The sequence below is a fragment of the Bradyrhizobium sp. WYCCWR15520 genome, from assembly GCF_056174665.1.
Genome location: NZ_JBWBWM010000001.1, coordinates 282537 through 299233, shown reverse-complemented (window position 1 = coordinate 299233; position 16697 = coordinate 282537). Strand labels below are relative to the sequence as shown.

Below are 16697 nucleotides of genomic sequence, written 5' to 3'. Positions count from 1 at the left end.
GCGTATGGAACTCACGCCCCGTCTGCGCTTGATGAACTGGCTGGTCAGCCAGGGCCTTACAGGCCTGCCCGAAAACGATTTGATCCGCGGTTTCTGCGAGCGCTGCTGTGCCGAAGGCCTCCCCGTGTCGCGCGGGATGGTCTTCATCGATACGCTGCACCCGATTTTCGAGGGCCGCGGCTTTCGCTGGAACGATGCCGAGACCAACGAAAGCGACGCATTCGAATATGGCTCGACCAATGAGGGCGAAGCCGCGGCGGCCTGGCGCAGTTCGATCTTCTATCACATGCTCGAACATGGCCATGACGAACTGCCGATCGACCTCGCCGACGGCGCGGCCCAACGGTTCAAGTTCGTCAACGAACTCGCCGAGAAGGGCCACAAGCACCTCGTGGCTTACGTGCATCAATTCGGCGAGGCCGGCACCATGGGGCAGATGGATTGCGTCTATTCCTATTGGGTGACCCGTCGCGAGGAAGGGTTTGGCGCGCAGGGGCTGGCTGCATTGCGGGACCTCGTGCCGGTGTTGGGACTTGCGATCAAATCCGCAGCGCAGGCCGATATCACCAAGACGCTGGGGCGCGTCTATCTCGGGCGCGATACCGCCGAGCAGGTGCTGCGCGGACGAATGACGCGCGGCGTCACCGAGCGGATCAACACGGTGCTGTGGTTCTCCGACCTGCGCGGCTCGACCGCGATCAGCGAGAGCATCGATCCCGGCGAGATCATTCCATTCCTCAATGATTACGCGCAGGCTTCGATCGACGCCATCCACGACGCCGGCGGCGAGGTGCTGAAACTGATCGGCGACGGCGTGCTGGCGATGTTCACCCATGAGAACATGGCGAAGGCCAACCGCGCCGCGCTGCGCGCCGAGCATCGCTTCCGCCGCAACATGAAGGCGCTCACCACCCGCCGCACGTCGGAGGGCAGGCCTGTGACATCGGCCCATGTCGGCTTGCATGTCGGCGAGGTCTTCTACGGCAATATCGGCAGCGACGACCGGCTCGACTTCACCGTGGTGGGACCGGCGGTGAACGAGGTCAGCCGCATCGCCTCGATGTGCCGCTCGGTCGACCGCGAATTGCTGATGTCATCGGCCTTCCGCGCCGGCCTCGATGCGGCCGGGCGAAACTACCTGGTCTCCACCGGCCGCTACGCGCTGCGCGGCATCGGTCGCGCGCAGGATCTGTACACGCTCGATCCGGATATCGCCGCGGACGAGGTGGTGGCGGGGAAGTATGAGCGGTATCTGGCGAGCTAGTCCTGCTTGGCTCCGTCATTGCGAGCGCAGCGAAGCAATCCATCTCTCGACTCGCCGAGGCATGGATTGCTTCGTCGCTTTGCTCCTCGCAATGACGGCGGCCCACTAGCAGCGCGCCGGCTCACCCACCATGTCCGGCTGCCGCGCCAGCGAGACCGCGGGCGAGAGCAGGATCACCAGCGCCTGCGCGGCGAAGATGACGGCTGCCAGATAGAGGCAGGCTTCGGCGCTGTAGAGGCCGCCGACGATGGCGCCGAGCGCCGAGCCGAGCGGGCGGGCGCCGTAGCTCATGATGTTGATGGCGGAGACGCGGCCGAGCAGCGAGGGCGGTGTCACCGATTGGCGCAGCGTCGTGGTCGAGATCACCCAGAGGATCGGACCGGCGCCGAGCAGGAAGAAGCTCAGGCCTGCAAGCCATGCCGCCGGAACGACCGTGGTCAGCGCCATCACGGCCGCCGCGATGAAGCCGGTCACCGGCCCAAGCCCGATCACGGTGCCGAAGGCGAGGCGCTTCATCACCCGCGTGGCCGAGAGCGCGCCGGCCACCATGCCGACGCCATACATCCCGAGCGTCACGCCGACGCCGGTGGCAGATAGCCCGAGATGGCGAACGGCATAGGGCACGAACACGGCGAGCAGCAGGAACGACGCCGTGTTGAAGATGAACTGCGTGATGAACACCGGCCGCAGCAGCGGATGGTGCAGCACGAACGCCGCGCCTTCCCTGATCTCCTGCAGCGGATGGCGGCGTGGGGCAGGCGCGCGCGCCGGCTCATAGATGCCTGACAGCAGCACGACTGCGATCACGGATAGCGCCGCGGCAACGCCGAACGCAGGCGCGGCGCCGACCCATCCGACCAGCACACCGCCGAGCGCGGGGCCGCTCGCAAACGCCACCGTGCGCGCCAGTTCGATCCGCGCGTTCGCCGCGGGCAATTGCTCTGAATTGACCAGCGACGGCACCAGCGCGGGCGCGGCGACGCTGTAGGCGACCGTGCCGCATACCGCGATGAAGCCAAGCAGCGACAGCAGGGGCAGCGTCATTTGTCCGAGCCAGAGCAGCAGCAGGATTGCGGCAAGCGCGGCTGCCCGCAGCGCCTCCGAGCCCGCCATCACCCAGCGCCGCGAGACGCGGTCGGCAAGGAGGCCCGCGGGAATCGCAAACAGGATGAAGGGCAGCGTCAACGCCGTCTGCAGCAGGCCAGTCTGGCCTTCGCCAACGCCGAGCAGGAGCACGGCGACGATCGGCGCTGCGGCCAGCGCAATCTGCTCGGCCGACTGGGCTGCGAGGTTCGACCAGGCCAGACGGTTGAAGGTGGCGGGCAGGCGAGGCGTCGGGTCGGGTGACATGGCAGAGTTCCATGATGGATTCGATTCCCGCGCATTGTCCGGCCCAGGGACGATCCAGCCCACCCGTTTCCCGACAAGCTTCTCTACAAACAAAAACCTCCACACGCACCGGAAGCACACGGTCCCCGCGACAGAAATCGCCGCGCGTGGAGCACCGCAGGGCGTTGCGCTGGTGTCGTCCGATGTCGCAAGCGCGTCTGCATATTTGGATCGAGCGGCGGACGAATTGACAATCTGCGCATTTGATGTGCAGTGGCAGATGGCGCGACTTCCTTGCGAGCTGCCTGTTGATTCGGTGAGCACGTCCGTGAAGTGGGTGGGATCGTTCATTGGAATCAACAGGAGTAGATTGAAAATGCAGGGTTTCCCTTCACGGGCAGCTGCGGCTGTCGCATTAGCCTTTGCTTTGCTCGCTGCATTGAGCGTGGCCAAATTCGACAAGGTCGCGTTGGCATTGACCTCTCGCGATGCCGGCACCGTCGTTGACCTTATCGAGAAGCTGAAGACCGAGTTTGGCGATTTCGCGTACGACGATGACGAAGCCGACGACTGGTTCGAGAAGGATGCTGCGAGCCAAAAGTTGATCACCAAGGCGGGATTCAATCAGAAGAGCTGGAAAACCGCAGTAGACGAAACGATGAAAGGGTTCTTTGCGACGATTCCCGAGGCGGAGATCAAGACGGTTCTCGATGGCGCGCGCCAGCGCACGGAGAGCGCAACCGACCTAAAGGCCGAGCAGAAAAAGGCAGTGCTTGAGCTGATCGAGGAGCAACGCAAGGAGATGTTGGCGCTGCGGGAAGGCGGGAAACCTTTCGCGGGTGTCGTTGCCCCATTTGCGCAGCGGATTCGCAAGTTCACGATGGACAATCTCGGCGAACGCTGAGCGCCGATAATAAATTCAGACATGCGCAGACGCACGAAAAAAGGCCCGCGGCGAATGGCGGCGGGCCCTCTTTCGATTTCGATCTAAACGACGGATCAGCCCGCCGTTTTGATTACGTCTTGGGTCCGAGCGTCGCCTTGCCTGTTCCGGAGATCGTCGCGGGCGGCGTCGCCACCTCATCGTCATCTTCATCAAGCACGGCGGGCAGTTCGGCCGGAGGAGCGGCCAGTTGCTGCGCGGCGAGCGCATTGGTCAGGCTGGTCAGCGCGTCAGGACCGGCGGCAAAACCGCCTTCGGCCAGAATCTTGTCGATGATCGGCTTGAACGCCGAGACCGACAGCAGTTGTGCGGCAAGGCCGTCGCCGAGGCCGAGACCGTTGCTGTGGCCGTTCATGGCGCCGTTGCCGCCGCCGCGGCCGAGCATGCCGCCGGTGTCGAAGATCCGGATGTCCGAGATCTTCTCGATCGGCTTGACCGCTTCGGCCAGCGCGTTCGGGATCACGTTGATGCGCGCCAGCGTGAGATCGTAGTCGACGATCGCCTGGGAGAGCTTGTTGCGGGCTTCCGCCTTCAGCGCCGCCACCTCGGCCTCGGCCTGGCCGAGCGACTTGACGCCGGCCGCGCGCGTGATCGCGGCATCGGCGTCGGCCTTGGCCAGCATGGTGATGGCCTCCGCCTTGTTGTTCGCGGCCTGGTTCTCGGCCTCCGCCATCACGGTGATCGGCATCGCCTCGGTCTCGGCGGCCTTGCGCGCCGCGATCACGTTGATGATCTTGTCGCGCTCGGCGATTTCGACGGCTTTGGCGGTGGTGACCTTTTCCTCGGCCGCAATTGCCAGCGCACGCGCGGTTTCGGCAACCGTCTGCGCCTCGGATTGCTCCTTGCTCTTGGTGGCAATCGCGATCGCGCTTTCCTGCGCCACGATCTGCAAGTCGCGCTCCATTTCGGTGTTGCGCCGTTTCACGGCGAGATCGGCCTCGATCTTGCGGGTGTCGCGCAACTGGTTGGCTTCGGTCTGCTTGTTGGCGACAGCAAGTTCCTGCTGGATTCGATACTCGGCCTCGTTCTGCACCGCGGTCTGCTCGACCTGCGCGGTCTGCGCGCGCATCGCGGCGGTCTTGTTGGCGATGTCGCGCTGCTGCGCCAGTTCCGCTTCGCGCTTGGTGGCCTCGATCGTCAGCGTGGTCTGGCGGGCGACGAGGTCCTGCTGCGCGATATTGACCTCGGTGGTGCGGACGATCTGGTTGCGCTCCTGTTCGCGCTCCCTTGTGATCTTGGTCAGCGTCGTCAGACCGTGCGCGTCGAAGAAGTTGCTCGGATTGAAATGCTTGATGTCGCTCTGGTCGAGCCGCGTCAGCGACACCGACTCGAGTTCGAGGCCGTTGTTCTGGATGTCGGCGCCGACCGCCTCCTGCACTGACTTCACGAAGGTGGCGCGCTGCTCCTGCAGCTCTTCGAGATTCATGGTGGCGGCCACCGAACGCAGGCCGTCGACGAACTTGGCTTCGATCAGCTCGCGCAGCTCGCCGCCATTTTGGGTGCGGCTGCCCAGCGTCTGCGCAGCGAGCGCGATCGAGGAGCTATCGGGTTTGACTCGCAGATAGAACTCGGCACCGATGTCGACGCGCATGCGGTCCTTGGTGATCATCGAGTCCGGGCCGCCGCGGGCGACTTCCAGCCGCAGCGTCTTCAGATTGACCGCGGCGACGGAGTGAAAAACCGGGAGGACGATGGAGCCGCCGTCGAGGACGACTTTCTGGCCGCCGAGACCGGTGCGGACATAGGCTTCGTCACGCGTCGAGCGGCGGTAGAGTTTTGCAAGCAGGAGACCGATAACAAGAACGACAATGACGCCAATAGCGACGGGTACTGCAAGTTCCCACATGTTTTAAACCCTGTCTGATCGTTGTTGTGCAATGAGGTCGGCGGGTGCGGAGATAGCGATAAAACTCTTGGCGTCACGGTCGACCAGCAGCACGCTGGCGCCGACCGGAAGCGGCGTGGATTCGGGGCTGGCGCGTGCGACGAGAGAATGCCAGTTGCCGAAGACATCCTTGAGACGAACGCGGCCGGGCAGCCCCTGGTCGAGCGGCCCGACCGAAACTTCGGCGACGTGCCCGATGAAGTCGGCCTCGTCGACCGCATAGGTCTCGTCGCGCGGAATCACACGGGCGACGCCGCGGCTGGTGACGCGGATGGCGGGAAGGCTGAGGGCTGCAGCGGCAAGGGCCGCGATCGCGGCCGGAATCGAGATTCCGATGCCATGCGCGAGGCCCTGCAGAAAGAAACCCGCAATCGAGAACACGCCGAGCGCGAGGATGATCAGGATCAACAGCGGCAGACGTCCCGCATTGATCCAGAGGAACAGGCCGCCGAGGCCGCTTTCACTGTCGGTCTCGACCCCGATGTCCTTGCCGATGTGGCTCAGCGAAAATCCGACCAGCGTTGCCAGCAGTTCGATGCCGCCGAGCGCCAGCATGATCGCCGCGGCCACGGCAAAGGGCCGCACGTCCGGCGCCAGCAGGATGTCGGTCAGGGCACTCATTGCTGCGACTTGATCCTTTCAAGGCGTGCCGCGATTTCCTTTTCGCGGTGCAACCGGTCGAGTTCGTCGAGTTCCTTGTCACCTGGCACGCCGGAAGCCGGCACACCCGTGACGCGGGCGATCGCGGCCATGGCCCGATCGGGACTCACTGTCTTTGTCGCACCAGCCGTGCGTCCGGTTTCCTGCGGTGAATGTTTTTCGAGGCTCGCTTCGAGATCGGCGAGGCGAGTTTCGGCTTCACGCCGCGCGCCAAGCATCGCCTGTAAGGCCTTGGTCTGCTCGTCGATTTCGAGTTCGATGAAATCCATGGCGCGTTCGAGCGCGGTGCCTTGCGACTCCAGATCAATTTGCCGAGCAACGCCGGCGCGCGCGAGATCCTCGCGGTTTTCTGCAACCGCAAGACGAATCTTCTCGGTCAGCCCGGCTACGTCGGCGTCGAGTTCTTCCCGCCGGCGCTTGAGGCGGAACTCCTCGGCGCGCGACTTGCCGAGCGCATGGCGCGCTTCGTCGGCGCCGGCGTCGATCTCGCGGATCGCCTGTTTGACCAGCGCGACCTTGTTGCTGTTTTCGGCATTGTCGATGGTCTCGCTGGCGATAGCGGCAAGAAGTCTACCCATACGTGCAAGGATACCCTCGTGAACCATGGTCTTCTCCTCCGGTGGTGATTTCGATTTGACGGCGATGTGGATTTCGTAGACGTGGCCATCCGAGACGAGATGCGCCGGGAAGGGGCTTTCCCAGCCGTCGAGATAGCCAGGGATATGGAAGGGCACCAAAACACGCCCGCGGACCGTGCTGATGGTCACGGAAGTCGGTCCCTTGATCGCGAACAGCTTGTCGTCGAGCGGAATCTTGCGCACCGCCGCGCCGGCCACGTAGTTGGCGCGGTCGCGCAGGCCGAGCGTCACGAGGCGGGCGGGCAGTCCGGTCTCAATTCGGATCCGCTCATAGGCCTGGGCGTGGAGCGCGACGAGGTTGGCGCCAACCGGTGCGACCTCGGCGAGTATGGCCATCATCCGATCGTAGTCGGCAAAGGTCGCTTCGATGGCGGCAATGCCGGCCGCGTCGGGCGCCAGGGCGTATCGCAGGGTGGCCGTCGGCGTTTCGACTGGAACCTTGATCATGGGCTATAACGTAAAGCACTTCTTCGGTGCTTTACAAGGAGGATTGTCCGTATCATTTTCGTGATCGCCAGATGCAGTTGCAAATGATTTGCAATAAGATCGAAGCTCGTTTATCCCTTTGAAATGGACGCACGCACGCCTGGCTTGGGCGCCGAACCCTCGGCCAAGAGTTTGACCATGACCGATACGACCGCCACTGGCTGGCGCGCTGACGCGGCCGCTGGTGCCCAGCGGAGCCTGCCTGAAGTCCATTCGACCATTTCGGTGCCCTTTGGCGGGCATTGGTCGCGCCGGCTGCTGGCCTTCCTCGGCCCCGGCTATCTGGTCTCGGTCGGCTACATGGACCCCGGCAACTGGGCCACCGACCTCGCTGGTGGCTCGAAGTTCGGCTACACGCTGCTTGCGGTCATCCTGCTGTCGAACCTGATGGCGATCCTGTTGCAGGCGCTCGCCGCGCGGCTTGGCATCGTCACCGACCGCGACCTCGCGCAGGCCTGCCGCGCCAGCTTCTCGCGGCCCGTGAACTTCATGCTGTGGGTGGCCTGCGAGGCGGCGATCATTGCCTGCGATCTCGCCGAGGTGATCGGCACCGCGATCGCGCTCAACCTGCTGTTCGGCATTCCCCTGATCTGGGGCGCGCTGATCACTGCGCTCGACGCCTTCCTGCTGCTGCTCCTGATGAACAAGGGTTTTCGCTTCCTCGAAGCCTTTGTCATCTCGCTGCTGATCGTGATCGCGATCTGCTTTTCGATTCAGATCGTGGCCGCGGCGCCGCCGGTGGCTGCCGTTCTGAAGGGGTTCGTGCCGTCGCCCCAGATCGTCACCAATCCTGAAATGCTCTACATCGCGATCGGCATCATCGGCGCGACCGTGATGCCGCATAATCTCTATCTGCACTCCGCAATCGTGCAGACCCGCGCCTATGAACGCACCAACGAAGGCCGCCGCGAGGCGATCAAATGGGCGACGACGGACTCGACGATTGCGCTGATGCTGGCACTGTTTATCAACGCCGCGATCCTGATCGTCGCCGCAGCCACCTTCTATTCGAGCGGACGCACCGAGGTCGCCGAGATCGGCCAGGCCTATGAACTGCTGTCGCCGCTGCTCGGCCTCGGCATCGCCTCGACGCTGTTCGCAGTGGCACTGCTCGCCTCCGGTCTCAATTCGACGGTGACGGCAACGCTGGCCGGCCAGATCGTGATGGAAGGCTTTTTACATCTACGCCTGCCGAGCTGGGCGCGGCGGCTATTGACCCGCGGCATTGCCATCGTTCCAGTCGTGATCGTCACCGCGATCTATGGCGAACGCGGCACCAGCCAACTCCTGGTGTTCAGCCAGGTCATCCTGTCGATGCAATTGCCGTTCGCGGTGATCCCGCTGGTGCGGTTCGTCTCCGACCGGCGCAAGATGGGCGAGTTCGTCATCCCTCGCGTCGTGGCTGCCGTCGCGTGGATCGTCGCCGGCATCATCGTGGCGCTGAACGTGAAGCTCTTGGTCGAGACGTTCTTCGGGTGATTGGAATTCGTAGCCCGGATGAAGCGAAGCGCAATCCGGGAATCTTGAGTACGGCCCCCGGATTTCGCTGCGCTCCATCCGGGCTACGAGAGCTTCCTAATCCTGCGGCTCGGTCAGCATCTCGCCAGAAGCGTCCACCCGGAGCCAGCCTGACGGCGCCAGCCGCTGCTGCGGCAGGAAGCGGCCCTTGTAGTCCATCTTCTTGGAGCCCTCGATCCAGTAGCCGAGATAGACATAAGGCAGCCCGAGCCGGCGGGCGCGGGTGATGTGGTCGAGGATCATGAAGGTGCCGAGCGAGCGGCTCTGCTGCGACGGCTCGAAGAACGAGTACACCATCGACAGCCCGTCGCTGAGCACGTCGGTGAGCGCCACCGCAATGAGCTCCTCGCCGCGGCCGGTGATGCCGGTGTCGACGCCGCGCTTGCGGTACTCGATGATGCGGGTTTCGACATGGCTGTCTTCCACCATCATCGCGTAATCGAGCACGGTCATGTCGGCCATGCCGCCATGGCGGTGCCGCTTGTCGAGATAGGCGCGGAATACCGAATACTGCTCCGAGGTCGGCACTGCGCTGCGCTGCTCGCCGACGATGTCGGCATTGCGCGCTAGGACTTTCTTGAAGTTGCGCGAGGGACGGAATTCGTTGGCGATGACGCGCACGGAAACGCAGGCCCGGCACTGGTCGCAGGCCGGGCGGTAGGCGATCGACTGGCTGCGGCGGAAGCCGCCATGGGTCAAGAGGTCGTTGAGGTCGCCGGCCTTGTCGCCGACCAGATGCGTGAACACCTTGCGCTCGTGCCGGCCCGGCAGATAGGGGCAGGGCGAGGGCGCCGTCAGGTAGAATTGCGGGGTATCACGCGAGTGCTGGGTCACGTCGGTTCGTCAGGCCTCCGAAACAATCAACCATAGCGCTTTCGAGCGAAGTAGACACCAGTTCCCGTTAAAAAAACGCCTCACACAAGAAAAGTGCCGGCCCGACCCGATTCAGCGGGCCGGACCGGCTCTAGCATTGCGCCCCAAAGGCTGACGGTCAATCCGGTTTGCTGGTCGCTCAGTAGCTGCTGCGGGGCGAAGGCGCTACCTGGGTACGAACCGAGCTGTTGATGACCACGGTTCCCAGGATCATGTCGTGCAGCAGCCGGCGGCGGCCGTTGAACAGACCGATCAAGAGCACCAGCGGGGTCAGGAACGAGACGGAGATCCAGTACAGCACGGCATGGCAGGCCCCGAGCACGAAATAGCCCGGTGCGCCGTACCAAGTACGCAATTCCAGATCCATTGCGCGCATGCCAAGCGTCGCCGAATGCGGCCCGCCGATCGAGGCACCGTAATAGACAATCGCCCACACGATGGTAGCCGGCCACGCCAGCCAGAACAGCATCCAGCCAAGTCCCAGCGTAACGATGCCAAACACGAAGATGAAGATGTAGCCGAGGACGACCGGCACTGACAGCACCACGAGGTCGATCAGAAACGCAAACACCCGCCGCGTCAGCACGCCGCGAAACAGTTCCGGCTGCATATCGGGATCGAACGCATGCGGCGGCACCCCGCCGTCGTTCCGCCAGGCGCCGCCAGCACTTGATGGGCCGCCGGCATCCGCGCCGCCGCTATTGCCAGAGCCGCTATAAGACATGGTTCGTCCTCCAGGCCGATATTTCCCGAACGAGACATGGGAACCGGCCGGGCCGCCGCCAAGGCCTGCGACCATTAACAGCGAGCAATATTCGGCTGGTTTGGGGGCGAGCCTCCGCTCCCACCCCGTCATTGCGAGCGAAGCGAAGCAATCCAACTCACGGCATACCGGATAGATGGATTGCTTCGGTCGCTTCGCTCCTCGCAATGACGCGCGGAGAGAGCGAGGGTTACCCCTCCGCCTTCAACCTCTCCGCGGCCTTCGGCGCAAAATACGTCAAAATCCCGTCGGCGCCGGCGCGCTTGAAGCCGAGCAGGCTTTCCATCATCGCGCGCTCGCCGTCGATCCAGCCATTGCTGGCGGCGCCTGATATCATGGCGTATTCGCCCGACACCTGGTAGACGAAGGTCGGCATCGAAAACGTGTCCTTCACCCGCCGCACGATGTCGAGATAGGGCATGCCGGGTTTCACCATCACCATGTCGGCGCCTTCTGCGATATCGAGTTCGACCTCGCGCAAGGCTTCGTCGGAATTGGCGCTGTCCATCTGGTAGGTGCGCTTGTCGCCAGTCAGCGTTTTTGCCGAGCCGATGGCGTCGCGGAACGGGCCGTAGAAGGCGCTAGCGTATTTCGCCGCGTAGGACATGATCTGCACGTCGACGAAACCATTGTCGTCCAGCGCCTCGCGGATCGCGCCGATGCGGCCGTCCATCATGTCGGAGGGCGCTATGACGTCGCAACCGGCCTCGGCCTGCACCAGCGCCTGTTTCACCAACACCGCCACCGTCTCGTCGTTGAGGATCTTGCCGTCCTCGATCAGCCCGTCATGGCCGTGACTGGTAAAGGGATCCAGCGCGACGTCGCAAAGCAGGCCGATCTCGGGAAATTCCTTCTTGATCGCGCGCACCGACTGGCAGACCAGATTGTTCGGATTGAGCGCCTCGGAACCGGTCTCGTCTCGGAGGGACGGCTCGGTATAGGGAAACAGTGCGATGCAGGGGATGTTCAGCTTCATCGCGCGCTCGGCATCGCGCACCGCCTGATCGACGGTGAGGCGATCGACGCCGGGCATCGAGGCCACCGGCGTGCGCGCGTTGGTGCCGTCGACCACGAACAGCGGCCAGATCAGGTCGTCTGTTGTCAGCACGTTCTCGCGCACCAGCCGCCGCGTCCATTCCGCCTTGCGGTTGCGGCGGGGGCGGATGATCAGGTCGAGCGGGGTGGAGGCGAGGGCGGTCTGCCGCCGCGGCGCGTCGCGCATTTCGATCGGGCGCCCAAATTTGATCGCCATGTGATGGGTACTCCTGAAGACGACGGCTCAATTTTGATTTGTTCCAGTTCTAGCACCTTGCCCGCCGCCCGTCACCGCGCCTTGATCCATCTCATCGGCAATTGATTTTGCCGTGCCGGCGGGCCAAGACATGAAGCCATGAGCAGATTCCAGCACCATTCAGCCCCAATTCCGGGGGCAGCTTCCAATTCAGCTCGTGGGCCGGCGTCTGACCTTTCGGCGCGGGACAAGGCCCGGGACAATGCGATGTCGGTCGGGGCGATGTCGTCGGAACGGATCGAGACCGAGGAGAATGTGTGGACGCGGCGCCTCGTGCTGTTCCTGCGCATCATGGCGATCGTGTCGATCATGAAGGGCCTGTACCACTGGGCGCAGGTCACGGGTTTCATCGGCGGCGAGGAAGAGGCGTTCGAGAACCAGTCGATGGCCTGGCAGACGGCGACCGTCTATTTCGCCGTCATCGAGCTCGTCGCCGCCGTCGGCCTCTGGCTTGCCACGCCCTGGGGCGCGGTGGTGTGGCTCACCACCGTGGTGTCGATGGCGGTAATCGAACTGATGTTCCCGGGGATCTATGGCGGCAGCCTGACAGTGGTGGCGCTCGAGGCCGTGATGCTCGGCGCCTATCTCATGCTCGCATGGATGGCCGCGCGCGAACGCCCGCCGTAGCGGTTTGCGCTGATGCGCTCCCTCGACGCGGGAAGAAGGGAGAAGCAACGTGTCAGTTTTCCGCCATAATCAATTCGCGTGCAAAAATCGCGACGCGGTCCCGTACAATTTTCCAAAATTTTCCCGGTAACCTTTCAGTCACCGTTAAGGGGCGTAAAGGGTTCCACCACACATCTTACGCGAGCGTTTCGATTTCAGACGCACCTGTTTCCGAATGCGACAGGGGGTGCAGACGAAGCGTGAACAGGACGCTTCCAGCCTCAATGAAATGTTGCAAAAAGCCTTGATCCATAGGGCTTAATGCACAATTCACTCTGTTAAATTCATGATCTCTTTATTGTCTTATTTAAGCGGATCTTCAAACGGGCCCCTTAAGTTGAAGCTATCAGGCGGGACAGAAGTTTCGTCGAAATAAGTCGAAAAACGACGACAGGGGAAGTGTCATGATCAAAGCCGTTGCGACGGCGGTGGAAACCGCTGAACGCTCTGCCGGTCAAACTCCGGTGCAGCCGCTCTATCTGGAAGCGTTGACTTTGGTGGAGCGGCTTCATCGCCGGCTGCTCGACGTCATCAAGGACGAATTCGATCGCCGCGGCCGCGCCGACATCAATTCGGTGCAGGCTCTGCTGCTCTATAACATCGGCGACAAGGAGCTGACCGCGGGCGAGCTGCGCACGCGCGGTTACTATCTCGGCTCCAATGTCTCCTACAACCTGAAGAAGCTCGTCGAGCTCGGCTTCCTCGATCATCAGCGCTCCCGCGTTGATCGTCGGTCGGTCCGCATCCGCCTGACCGCGCAGGGCCAGGAGATCCGCAAGATCGTCGACGCACTCTATCAGAAGCACGTCAAGACGGTGGAGCAGGTCGGCGGCATCTCGAACGAGGAGTTCGCGACGCTGAACAAGTCGCTGCACCGCCTCGAGCGGTTCTGGACCGACCAGATCCTGTATCGGCTCTGAGAATTTCGATCTGCTTACGGCAAGCCGGCCGGTTAGAAGACCGGCAGCCAACAGCGGATAATGAACTGGCAAGGCAGTAAGCCTTGCTCAAAGCGCATCGGCCCCGGTTTTCCGGGTCCGGTGCGTTTTGTCTTTCAGGCAACCTCAAGTCGCGCCGCTGCGCACGAATGCTTGCAGCAGCACCCGGCGTTTCACTAGTCCCTTGCATCATCCGATTGTGCCTCTTGCACAATCCGGATTGACTAGCCTTCGAGCCCCCGCCCATAATCCCAAATAAATACAGGCTTCACGCACGTAGCGGCCGAAAAGAGCCGTGACGGCTTGACGCCCAAATGGGGAAACGGGCTTGTCGGCATCACGGCGTCCCATGTTCGGCGAGCAACAGCGCTTCGTGCTGCTTCTGATCGCGCCGGCTGCGCTGCTGCTGCTGTTGTTTCAGGTCGTGCCGATCGTGATTGGCGCCAACGCCAGCTTTCGCGACTGGGCGCTCTACAATCCCAAGAAGACCTGGATCGGCTTCGACCACTATGTCGCCGTGATATCGGATCCGGCGTTCCTGTACGTAGTGCTGCCGAACACCTTCCTGTTCATGGTGCTGAGCGTTGCCGGTGCGCTAGTGGCGGGGCTAATGCTGGCGCTGCTGCTCAACCGGCCATTCCCAGGACAGAAGCTGGTGCAGACGATCCTCCTGGTGCCGCTGATGGTGGCGCCCGTGATCGCCGCGATCATGATCCGCTGGATCTTCAACGACCAGTTCGGCATCGTGAATGTGGTGCTGGAAGCCATCGGCCTCGATGGGCAGCCCTGGCTGGTGCAGCGCTGGAGCGCGTTCGGCATCATCTTGCTGACCGACATCTGGCTGTGGACGCCGTGGTTCACGCTATTGCTGCTCGCGGGCCTGCAGAGCCTGCCGAAGGAGCCATTCGAGGCCGCCGCCATCGACGGCACCACCACCTGGCGCGTGTTCCGCTATCTCACGCTGCCGATGTTACGCCCGGTGATCGTGGTCTGCGTGGTGATCCGCGCCATCGATGCCTTCCGCACCTTCGATATCGTGTGGACGCTGACCGGCGGCGGGCCGGGGCGCTCGACCGAACTGTTCAGCCTCTACGCCTATGTCCACGCCTTCCTCAATCTCGATCTCGGCCGCGGTTCGGCGGCCGCGATCATCGGTGGGCTCGTCATTCTCGTGATTGGCGTGGCGCTCTATCGCCTCGTCGACCGTATCGCAAAGGCTTGATCCGATGGCCATGGTAAGCCGCCCCCAATTTCTGCCGTGGCTGCCGCCGATGGGCCGCAAGACGCTGTTTGCGCTCGCGGTCGCCTTCATCTGCTTTGCGTTTGCCTTTCCGGTGCTGTGGCTGATCCTGACCTCGCTGCGCCCGGAATCCGGCATCTATTACGTCCATCGCGGCACCGAGTTCACGCTCGCCAGCTTCGCCGAGGTGTTGACCGACGACCGGATCGTGGCGGCCTTTCTCAACAGCGCGCTGATCTCGACATTGGCGACCGTGTTCTCATTGCTGGTGACGGTCTCGAGTGGCTACATGCTGTCGCGCTTCACCGGGCCGGCCTCACGGCTCTGGTTCGGCACCATCTACGTGTTCCGCTGCGTGCCCTACATCTCCTGGGTCTTGCCGCTCTATTTTGTGACGCAAAGCTGGGGCCTCTATGACACCTATACCGGCCTGCTGCTGCCGCACATAGCGGTGCACATCTGCTTCTTCTCCTGGCTGATGAAGGGCTTTTTCGACGGCATTGATCCGTCGATGGAATATGCCGCCATGGTCGACGGTTGCACCCGGTGGGGCGCCTTCATCCGCGTCGCGGTGCCGTCGGCGCTGCCGGCGATATCGGCGCTCGCGGTGCTGTGCTGGTTGTTCACCTGGAACGAGTTTTTGTTCGCGCTGATCCTGACCGGCAATCGCGTGCCTGTCATCACGGTGGTCATGGCGCAGTTCGTCACCGAGATGGGACTGCGCTGGAATCTGATGGCGGCGACCGCGGTCATGGCGCTGGTGCCGGCCTTCCTGATCGCGCTGTTCGGCCAGAAATACGTCATTCGGGGACTACGGATCTAGCTGAGGGACGACACGACACAACGACAAAAAGAGGAGGAGAGGCGATGCAGGGACTGGCGAGATGGTTCGTTGCGGCAACCGCAGCCCTGGTGGCTGTGACCGGCAGTGCCGCCGCACAGGTGAAGGAGCTGCGGATCGGCTATCAGCCGAGCCCGATCCAGGATGCCTCGATTGCGATGTTCGAGGCCTGGGGCACCAAGAACGGCGTCAAGATCGTCAAGGTGCCGAATTCCTACGGCGTCTATGTCGAGAAGATGACGGCCTCGCTGACCTCGAACTCCGATCAGTATGACGTGATCTGGCACAATGACGACTGGGGTCAGACCTGGGCGCATCTGCTGGAGCCGACCGACGATGTCGAAGCCAACAAGTTTGGCTCCAAATGGAGCATGTCGCCCATCGTGTTCGCCAATGCGCAGGGACAGAACACCGTCGTACCGATGGGCCAGACTTTCAGCGTGTTCTTCTACCGCTCCGACCTCGTCAAGCCCGACGAAGTGCCGAAGACGCTGGATGAGCTCGTCACCCTGAGCAAGAAGCTACAGGCGGACGGCAAGGTGAAGTTCGGCTATGTCGGTGGCATGTCGATGAACCACTCCTGGTTCAGCTGGTTCTGGTCGATGTGGGCCAACAATTGCGACGTGCTGCTGCCGGCCTACGAGCGGGACAACAAGAAGCTCGCGGAAGCCGGCTGGAAATCGAGCATGACCGACCCCTGCATGCAGAAGACGGTGGAGTACTGGTGGGATGCGATCAACACCCACAAGATCGCGCCGCGCGGCATGCCGGCCTATGACCGCAACGAAGCCAACGCCATCTTCATGGCGGGCGACGCCGCATTCACGGTGGCTGATACGCTGTGGTGGGGCACGTTCAACGATCCCAACAAGTCGAAGATTGCCGGCAAGGTCGCCGCGGCGCGCTTCCCACTCGGCCCCGACCGGAAGAAGCCCTTCGGCTGGGATGACATCTGGGGCTGGGCAATCCCGAAGTCTATACCGGAAGAGCGCAAGAAGCTCGCCAAGCAGATGCTGAATGCGATGATGCTCGACAAGGAAGGCCAGATCAAAATGTTCAAGGCGACCGGCGCGCCACCGCCCAACATGGAGTTCTGGCCGGAGATCGCCGCGCAGGATCCCTTCATGAAGCTGCTGAAGGAGGCGGTGCTCGACTCCCCGGACAAGGTGCGCGGCGCCTATTATTTCCCGCAATGGCCCGCCGTGCACAAGGCGTTCAACGACGCCGTCACCAAAGCGGTCACCGGCAAGCGCGAGGACATTGCAAAGGTACTCGCCGAGAACGCCCCGCTGGTCAGCAAGGCCGCGCAGTAATCAACGACGTGAGGCCCGCCGCGCGATTTGCGGCGGGCTTTCCAGAACA

16 protein-coding genes are annotated in these 16697 nt (G+C 62.9%); 8 read left to right on the top strand and 8 right to left on the bottom strand.

The genetic code is table 11. The features are described 5' to 3' along the window. The first annotated feature begins 4 nt into the window (after positions 1-4). Complete coding sequence (locus tag AC0QUY_RS01485) at positions 5-1264, top strand: adenylate/guanylate cyclase domain-containing protein (RefSeq protein WP_475385454.1); 1260 nt, start codon at positions 5-7, stop codon at positions 1262-1264. Between the two features lie 105 nt (positions 1265-1369). On the opposite strand, the gene AC0QUY_RS01480 is transcribed toward AC0QUY_RS01485, so the two are convergent. After that, on the bottom strand, positions 1370-2614 hold the full coding sequence (locus AC0QUY_RS01480) for an MFS transporter (protein ID WP_161855014.1): 1245 nt from the start codon (positions 2612-2614) through the stop codon (positions 1370-1372). Here AC0QUY_RS01480 and AC0QUY_RS01475 point away from each other — a divergent pair. Beyond that, the gene (locus AC0QUY_RS01475) at positions 2613-3497 is read left to right on the top strand and encodes a hypothetical protein (protein ID WP_475385453.1); all 885 of its coding nucleotides are present in this window, start codon (positions 2613-2615) and stop codon (positions 3495-3497) included. The genes AC0QUY_RS01480 and AC0QUY_RS01475 overlap by 2 nt on opposite strands. A 112-nt stretch (positions 3498-3609) precedes the next feature. Here the strand turns inward: AC0QUY_RS01475 and AC0QUY_RS01470 are convergent, their stop codons facing one another. The 3 genes from AC0QUY_RS01470 to AC0QUY_RS01460 are packed head-to-tail and all read right to left on the bottom strand — an operon-like array spanning position 3610 to position 7166. After that, the gene (locus tag AC0QUY_RS01470) at positions 3610-5382 is read right to left on the bottom strand and encodes a flotillin family protein (protein ID WP_161855012.1); all 1773 of its coding nucleotides are present in this window, start codon (positions 5380-5382) and stop codon (positions 3610-3612) included. A gap of 3 nt (positions 5383-5385) precedes the next feature. Continuing rightward, positions 5386-6042: an OB-fold-containig protein gene (locus AC0QUY_RS01465; protein WP_475385452.1), complete on the bottom strand. Its 657-nt coding sequence runs from the start codon at positions 6040-6042 to the stop codon at positions 5386-5388. Then, the gene (locus AC0QUY_RS01460; protein WP_475385451.1) at positions 6039-7166 is read right to left on the bottom strand and encodes a PspA/IM30 family protein; all 1128 of its coding nucleotides are present in this window, start codon (positions 7164-7166) and stop codon (positions 6039-6041) included. Before AC0QUY_RS01460 ends, AC0QUY_RS01465 begins: the two co-directional genes overlap by 4 nt. Before the next feature lie 123 nt (positions 7167-7289). On the opposite strand from AC0QUY_RS01460, the gene AC0QUY_RS01455 reads away from it, so the two are divergent. Next, positions 7290-8684, top strand: a complete 1395-nt coding sequence (locus tag AC0QUY_RS01455) for an Nramp family divalent metal transporter (RefSeq protein WP_475385450.1) — start codon at positions 7290-7292, stop codon at positions 8682-8684. A gap of 96 nt (positions 8685-8780) precedes the next feature. Here AC0QUY_RS01455 and AC0QUY_RS01450 read toward each other — a convergent pair whose 3' ends face one another. The 4 genes from AC0QUY_RS01450 to AC0QUY_RS01435 all read right to left on the bottom strand — a co-directional run bounded on the left by AC0QUY_RS01450 (position 8781) and on the right by AC0QUY_RS01435 (position 11770). After that, on the bottom strand, positions 8781-9557 hold the full coding sequence (locus AC0QUY_RS01450; protein ID WP_057849385.1) for an arginyltransferase: 777 nt from the start codon (positions 9555-9557) through the stop codon (positions 8781-8783). Between the two features lie 178 nt (positions 9558-9735). Beyond that, the gene (locus AC0QUY_RS01445) at positions 9736-10320 is read right to left on the bottom strand and encodes an RDD family protein (RefSeq protein ID WP_161855007.1); all 585 of its coding nucleotides are present in this window, start codon (positions 10318-10320) and stop codon (positions 9736-9738) included. A gap of 229 nt (positions 10321-10549) precedes the next feature. Further along, positions 10550-11611 (bottom strand): porphobilinogen synthase, encoded by a 1062-nt coding sequence (gene hemB, locus AC0QUY_RS01440; RefSeq protein WP_475385449.1) that lies wholly within the window; start codon positions 11609-11611, stop codon positions 10550-10552. A 27-nt stretch (positions 11612-11638) separates the two neighbouring features. Further along, positions 11639-11770: a hypothetical protein gene (locus tag AC0QUY_RS01435; protein WP_475385448.1), complete on the bottom strand. Its 132-nt coding sequence runs from the start codon at positions 11768-11770 to the stop codon at positions 11639-11641. An 87-nt stretch (positions 11771-11857) separates the two neighbouring features. Between AC0QUY_RS01435 and AC0QUY_RS01430 the strand changes: the two genes are divergently transcribed. The 5 genes from AC0QUY_RS01430 (at position 11858) to AC0QUY_RS01410 (ending at position 16648) form a co-directional block, all read left to right on the top strand. Continuing rightward, positions 11858-12277: a DUF6163 family protein gene (locus AC0QUY_RS01430; protein WP_475385447.1), complete on the top strand. Its 420-nt coding sequence runs from the start codon at positions 11858-11860 to the stop codon at positions 12275-12277. A gap of 443 nt (positions 12278-12720) precedes the next feature. Then, positions 12721-13236 carry a transcriptional regulator LdtR gene (gene ldtR, locus AC0QUY_RS01425; protein WP_028345688.1) on the top strand — a complete coding sequence of 172 codons (516 nt, stop codon included), beginning with the start codon at positions 12721-12723 and terminating at the stop codon, positions 13234-13236. Positions 13237-13582: 346 nt separating this feature from the next. Further along, entirely contained in the window at positions 13583-14476 is an 894-nt protein-coding gene (locus AC0QUY_RS01420; RefSeq protein WP_475385446.1) for a carbohydrate ABC transporter permease, read from the top strand. A gap of 10 nt (positions 14477-14486) precedes the next feature. Beyond that, positions 14487-15317 carry a carbohydrate ABC transporter permease gene (locus AC0QUY_RS01415; RefSeq protein WP_475385445.1) on the top strand — a complete coding sequence of 277 codons (831 nt, stop codon included), beginning with the start codon at positions 14487-14489 and terminating at the stop codon, positions 15315-15317. 44 nt (positions 15318-15361) lie between these two features. Then, positions 15362-16648 (top strand): extracellular solute-binding protein, encoded by a 1287-nt coding sequence (locus AC0QUY_RS01410; protein WP_475385444.1) that lies wholly within the window; start codon positions 15362-15364, stop codon positions 16646-16648. Positions 16649-16697: the final 49 nt, after the last annotated feature.

Excerpts from the sequence above, each read along its gene's own strand:
- AC0QUY_RS01485 (WP_475385454.1), top strand. The coding sequence starts at position 5 with ATGGAACTCACGCCCCGTCTGCGCTTGATGAACTGGCTGGTCAGCCAG.
- AC0QUY_RS01475 (WP_475385453.1), top strand. The coding sequence starts at position 2,613 with ATGGCAGAGTTCCATGATGGATTCGATTCCCGCGCATTGTCCGGCCCA.
- AC0QUY_RS01480 (WP_161855014.1), bottom strand. The coding sequence starts at position 2,614 with ATGTCACCCGACCCGACGCCTCGCCTGCCCGCCACCTTCAACCGTCTG.
- AC0QUY_RS01470 (WP_161855012.1), bottom strand. The coding sequence starts at position 5,382 with ATGTGGGAACTTGCAGTACCCGTCGCTATTGGCGTCATTGTCGTTCTT.
- AC0QUY_RS01465 (WP_475385452.1), bottom strand. The coding sequence starts at position 6,042 with ATGAGTGCCCTGACCGACATCCTGCTGGCGCCGGACGTGCGGCCCTTT.
- AC0QUY_RS01460 (WP_475385451.1), bottom strand. The coding sequence starts at position 7,166 with ATGATCAAGGTTCCAGTCGAAACGCCGACGGCCACCCTGCGATACGCC.
- AC0QUY_RS01455 (WP_475385450.1), top strand. The coding sequence starts at position 7,290 with ATGGACGCACGCACGCCTGGCTTGGGCGCCGAACCCTCGGCCAAGAGT.
- AC0QUY_RS01445 (WP_161855007.1), bottom strand. The coding sequence starts at position 10,320 with ATGTCTTATAGCGGCTCTGGCAATAGCGGCGGCGCGGATGCCGGCGGC.
- hemB (WP_475385449.1), bottom strand. The coding sequence starts at position 11,611 with ATGGCGATCAAATTTGGGCGCCCGATCGAAATGCGCGACGCGCCGCGG.
- AC0QUY_RS01435 (WP_475385448.1), bottom strand. The coding sequence starts at position 11,770 with ATGGTGCTGGAATCTGCTCATGGCTTCATGTCTTGGCCCGCCGGCACG.
- AC0QUY_RS01430 (WP_475385447.1), top strand. The coding sequence starts at position 11,858 with ATGTCGGTCGGGGCGATGTCGTCGGAACGGATCGAGACCGAGGAGAAT.
- ldtR (WP_028345688.1), top strand. The coding sequence starts at position 12,721 with ATGATCAAAGCCGTTGCGACGGCGGTGGAAACCGCTGAACGCTCTGCC.
- AC0QUY_RS01415 (WP_475385445.1), top strand. The coding sequence starts at position 14,487 with ATGGTAAGCCGCCCCCAATTTCTGCCGTGGCTGCCGCCGATGGGCCGC.
- AC0QUY_RS01410 (WP_475385444.1), top strand. The coding sequence starts at position 15,362 with ATGCAGGGACTGGCGAGATGGTTCGTTGCGGCAACCGCAGCCCTGGTG.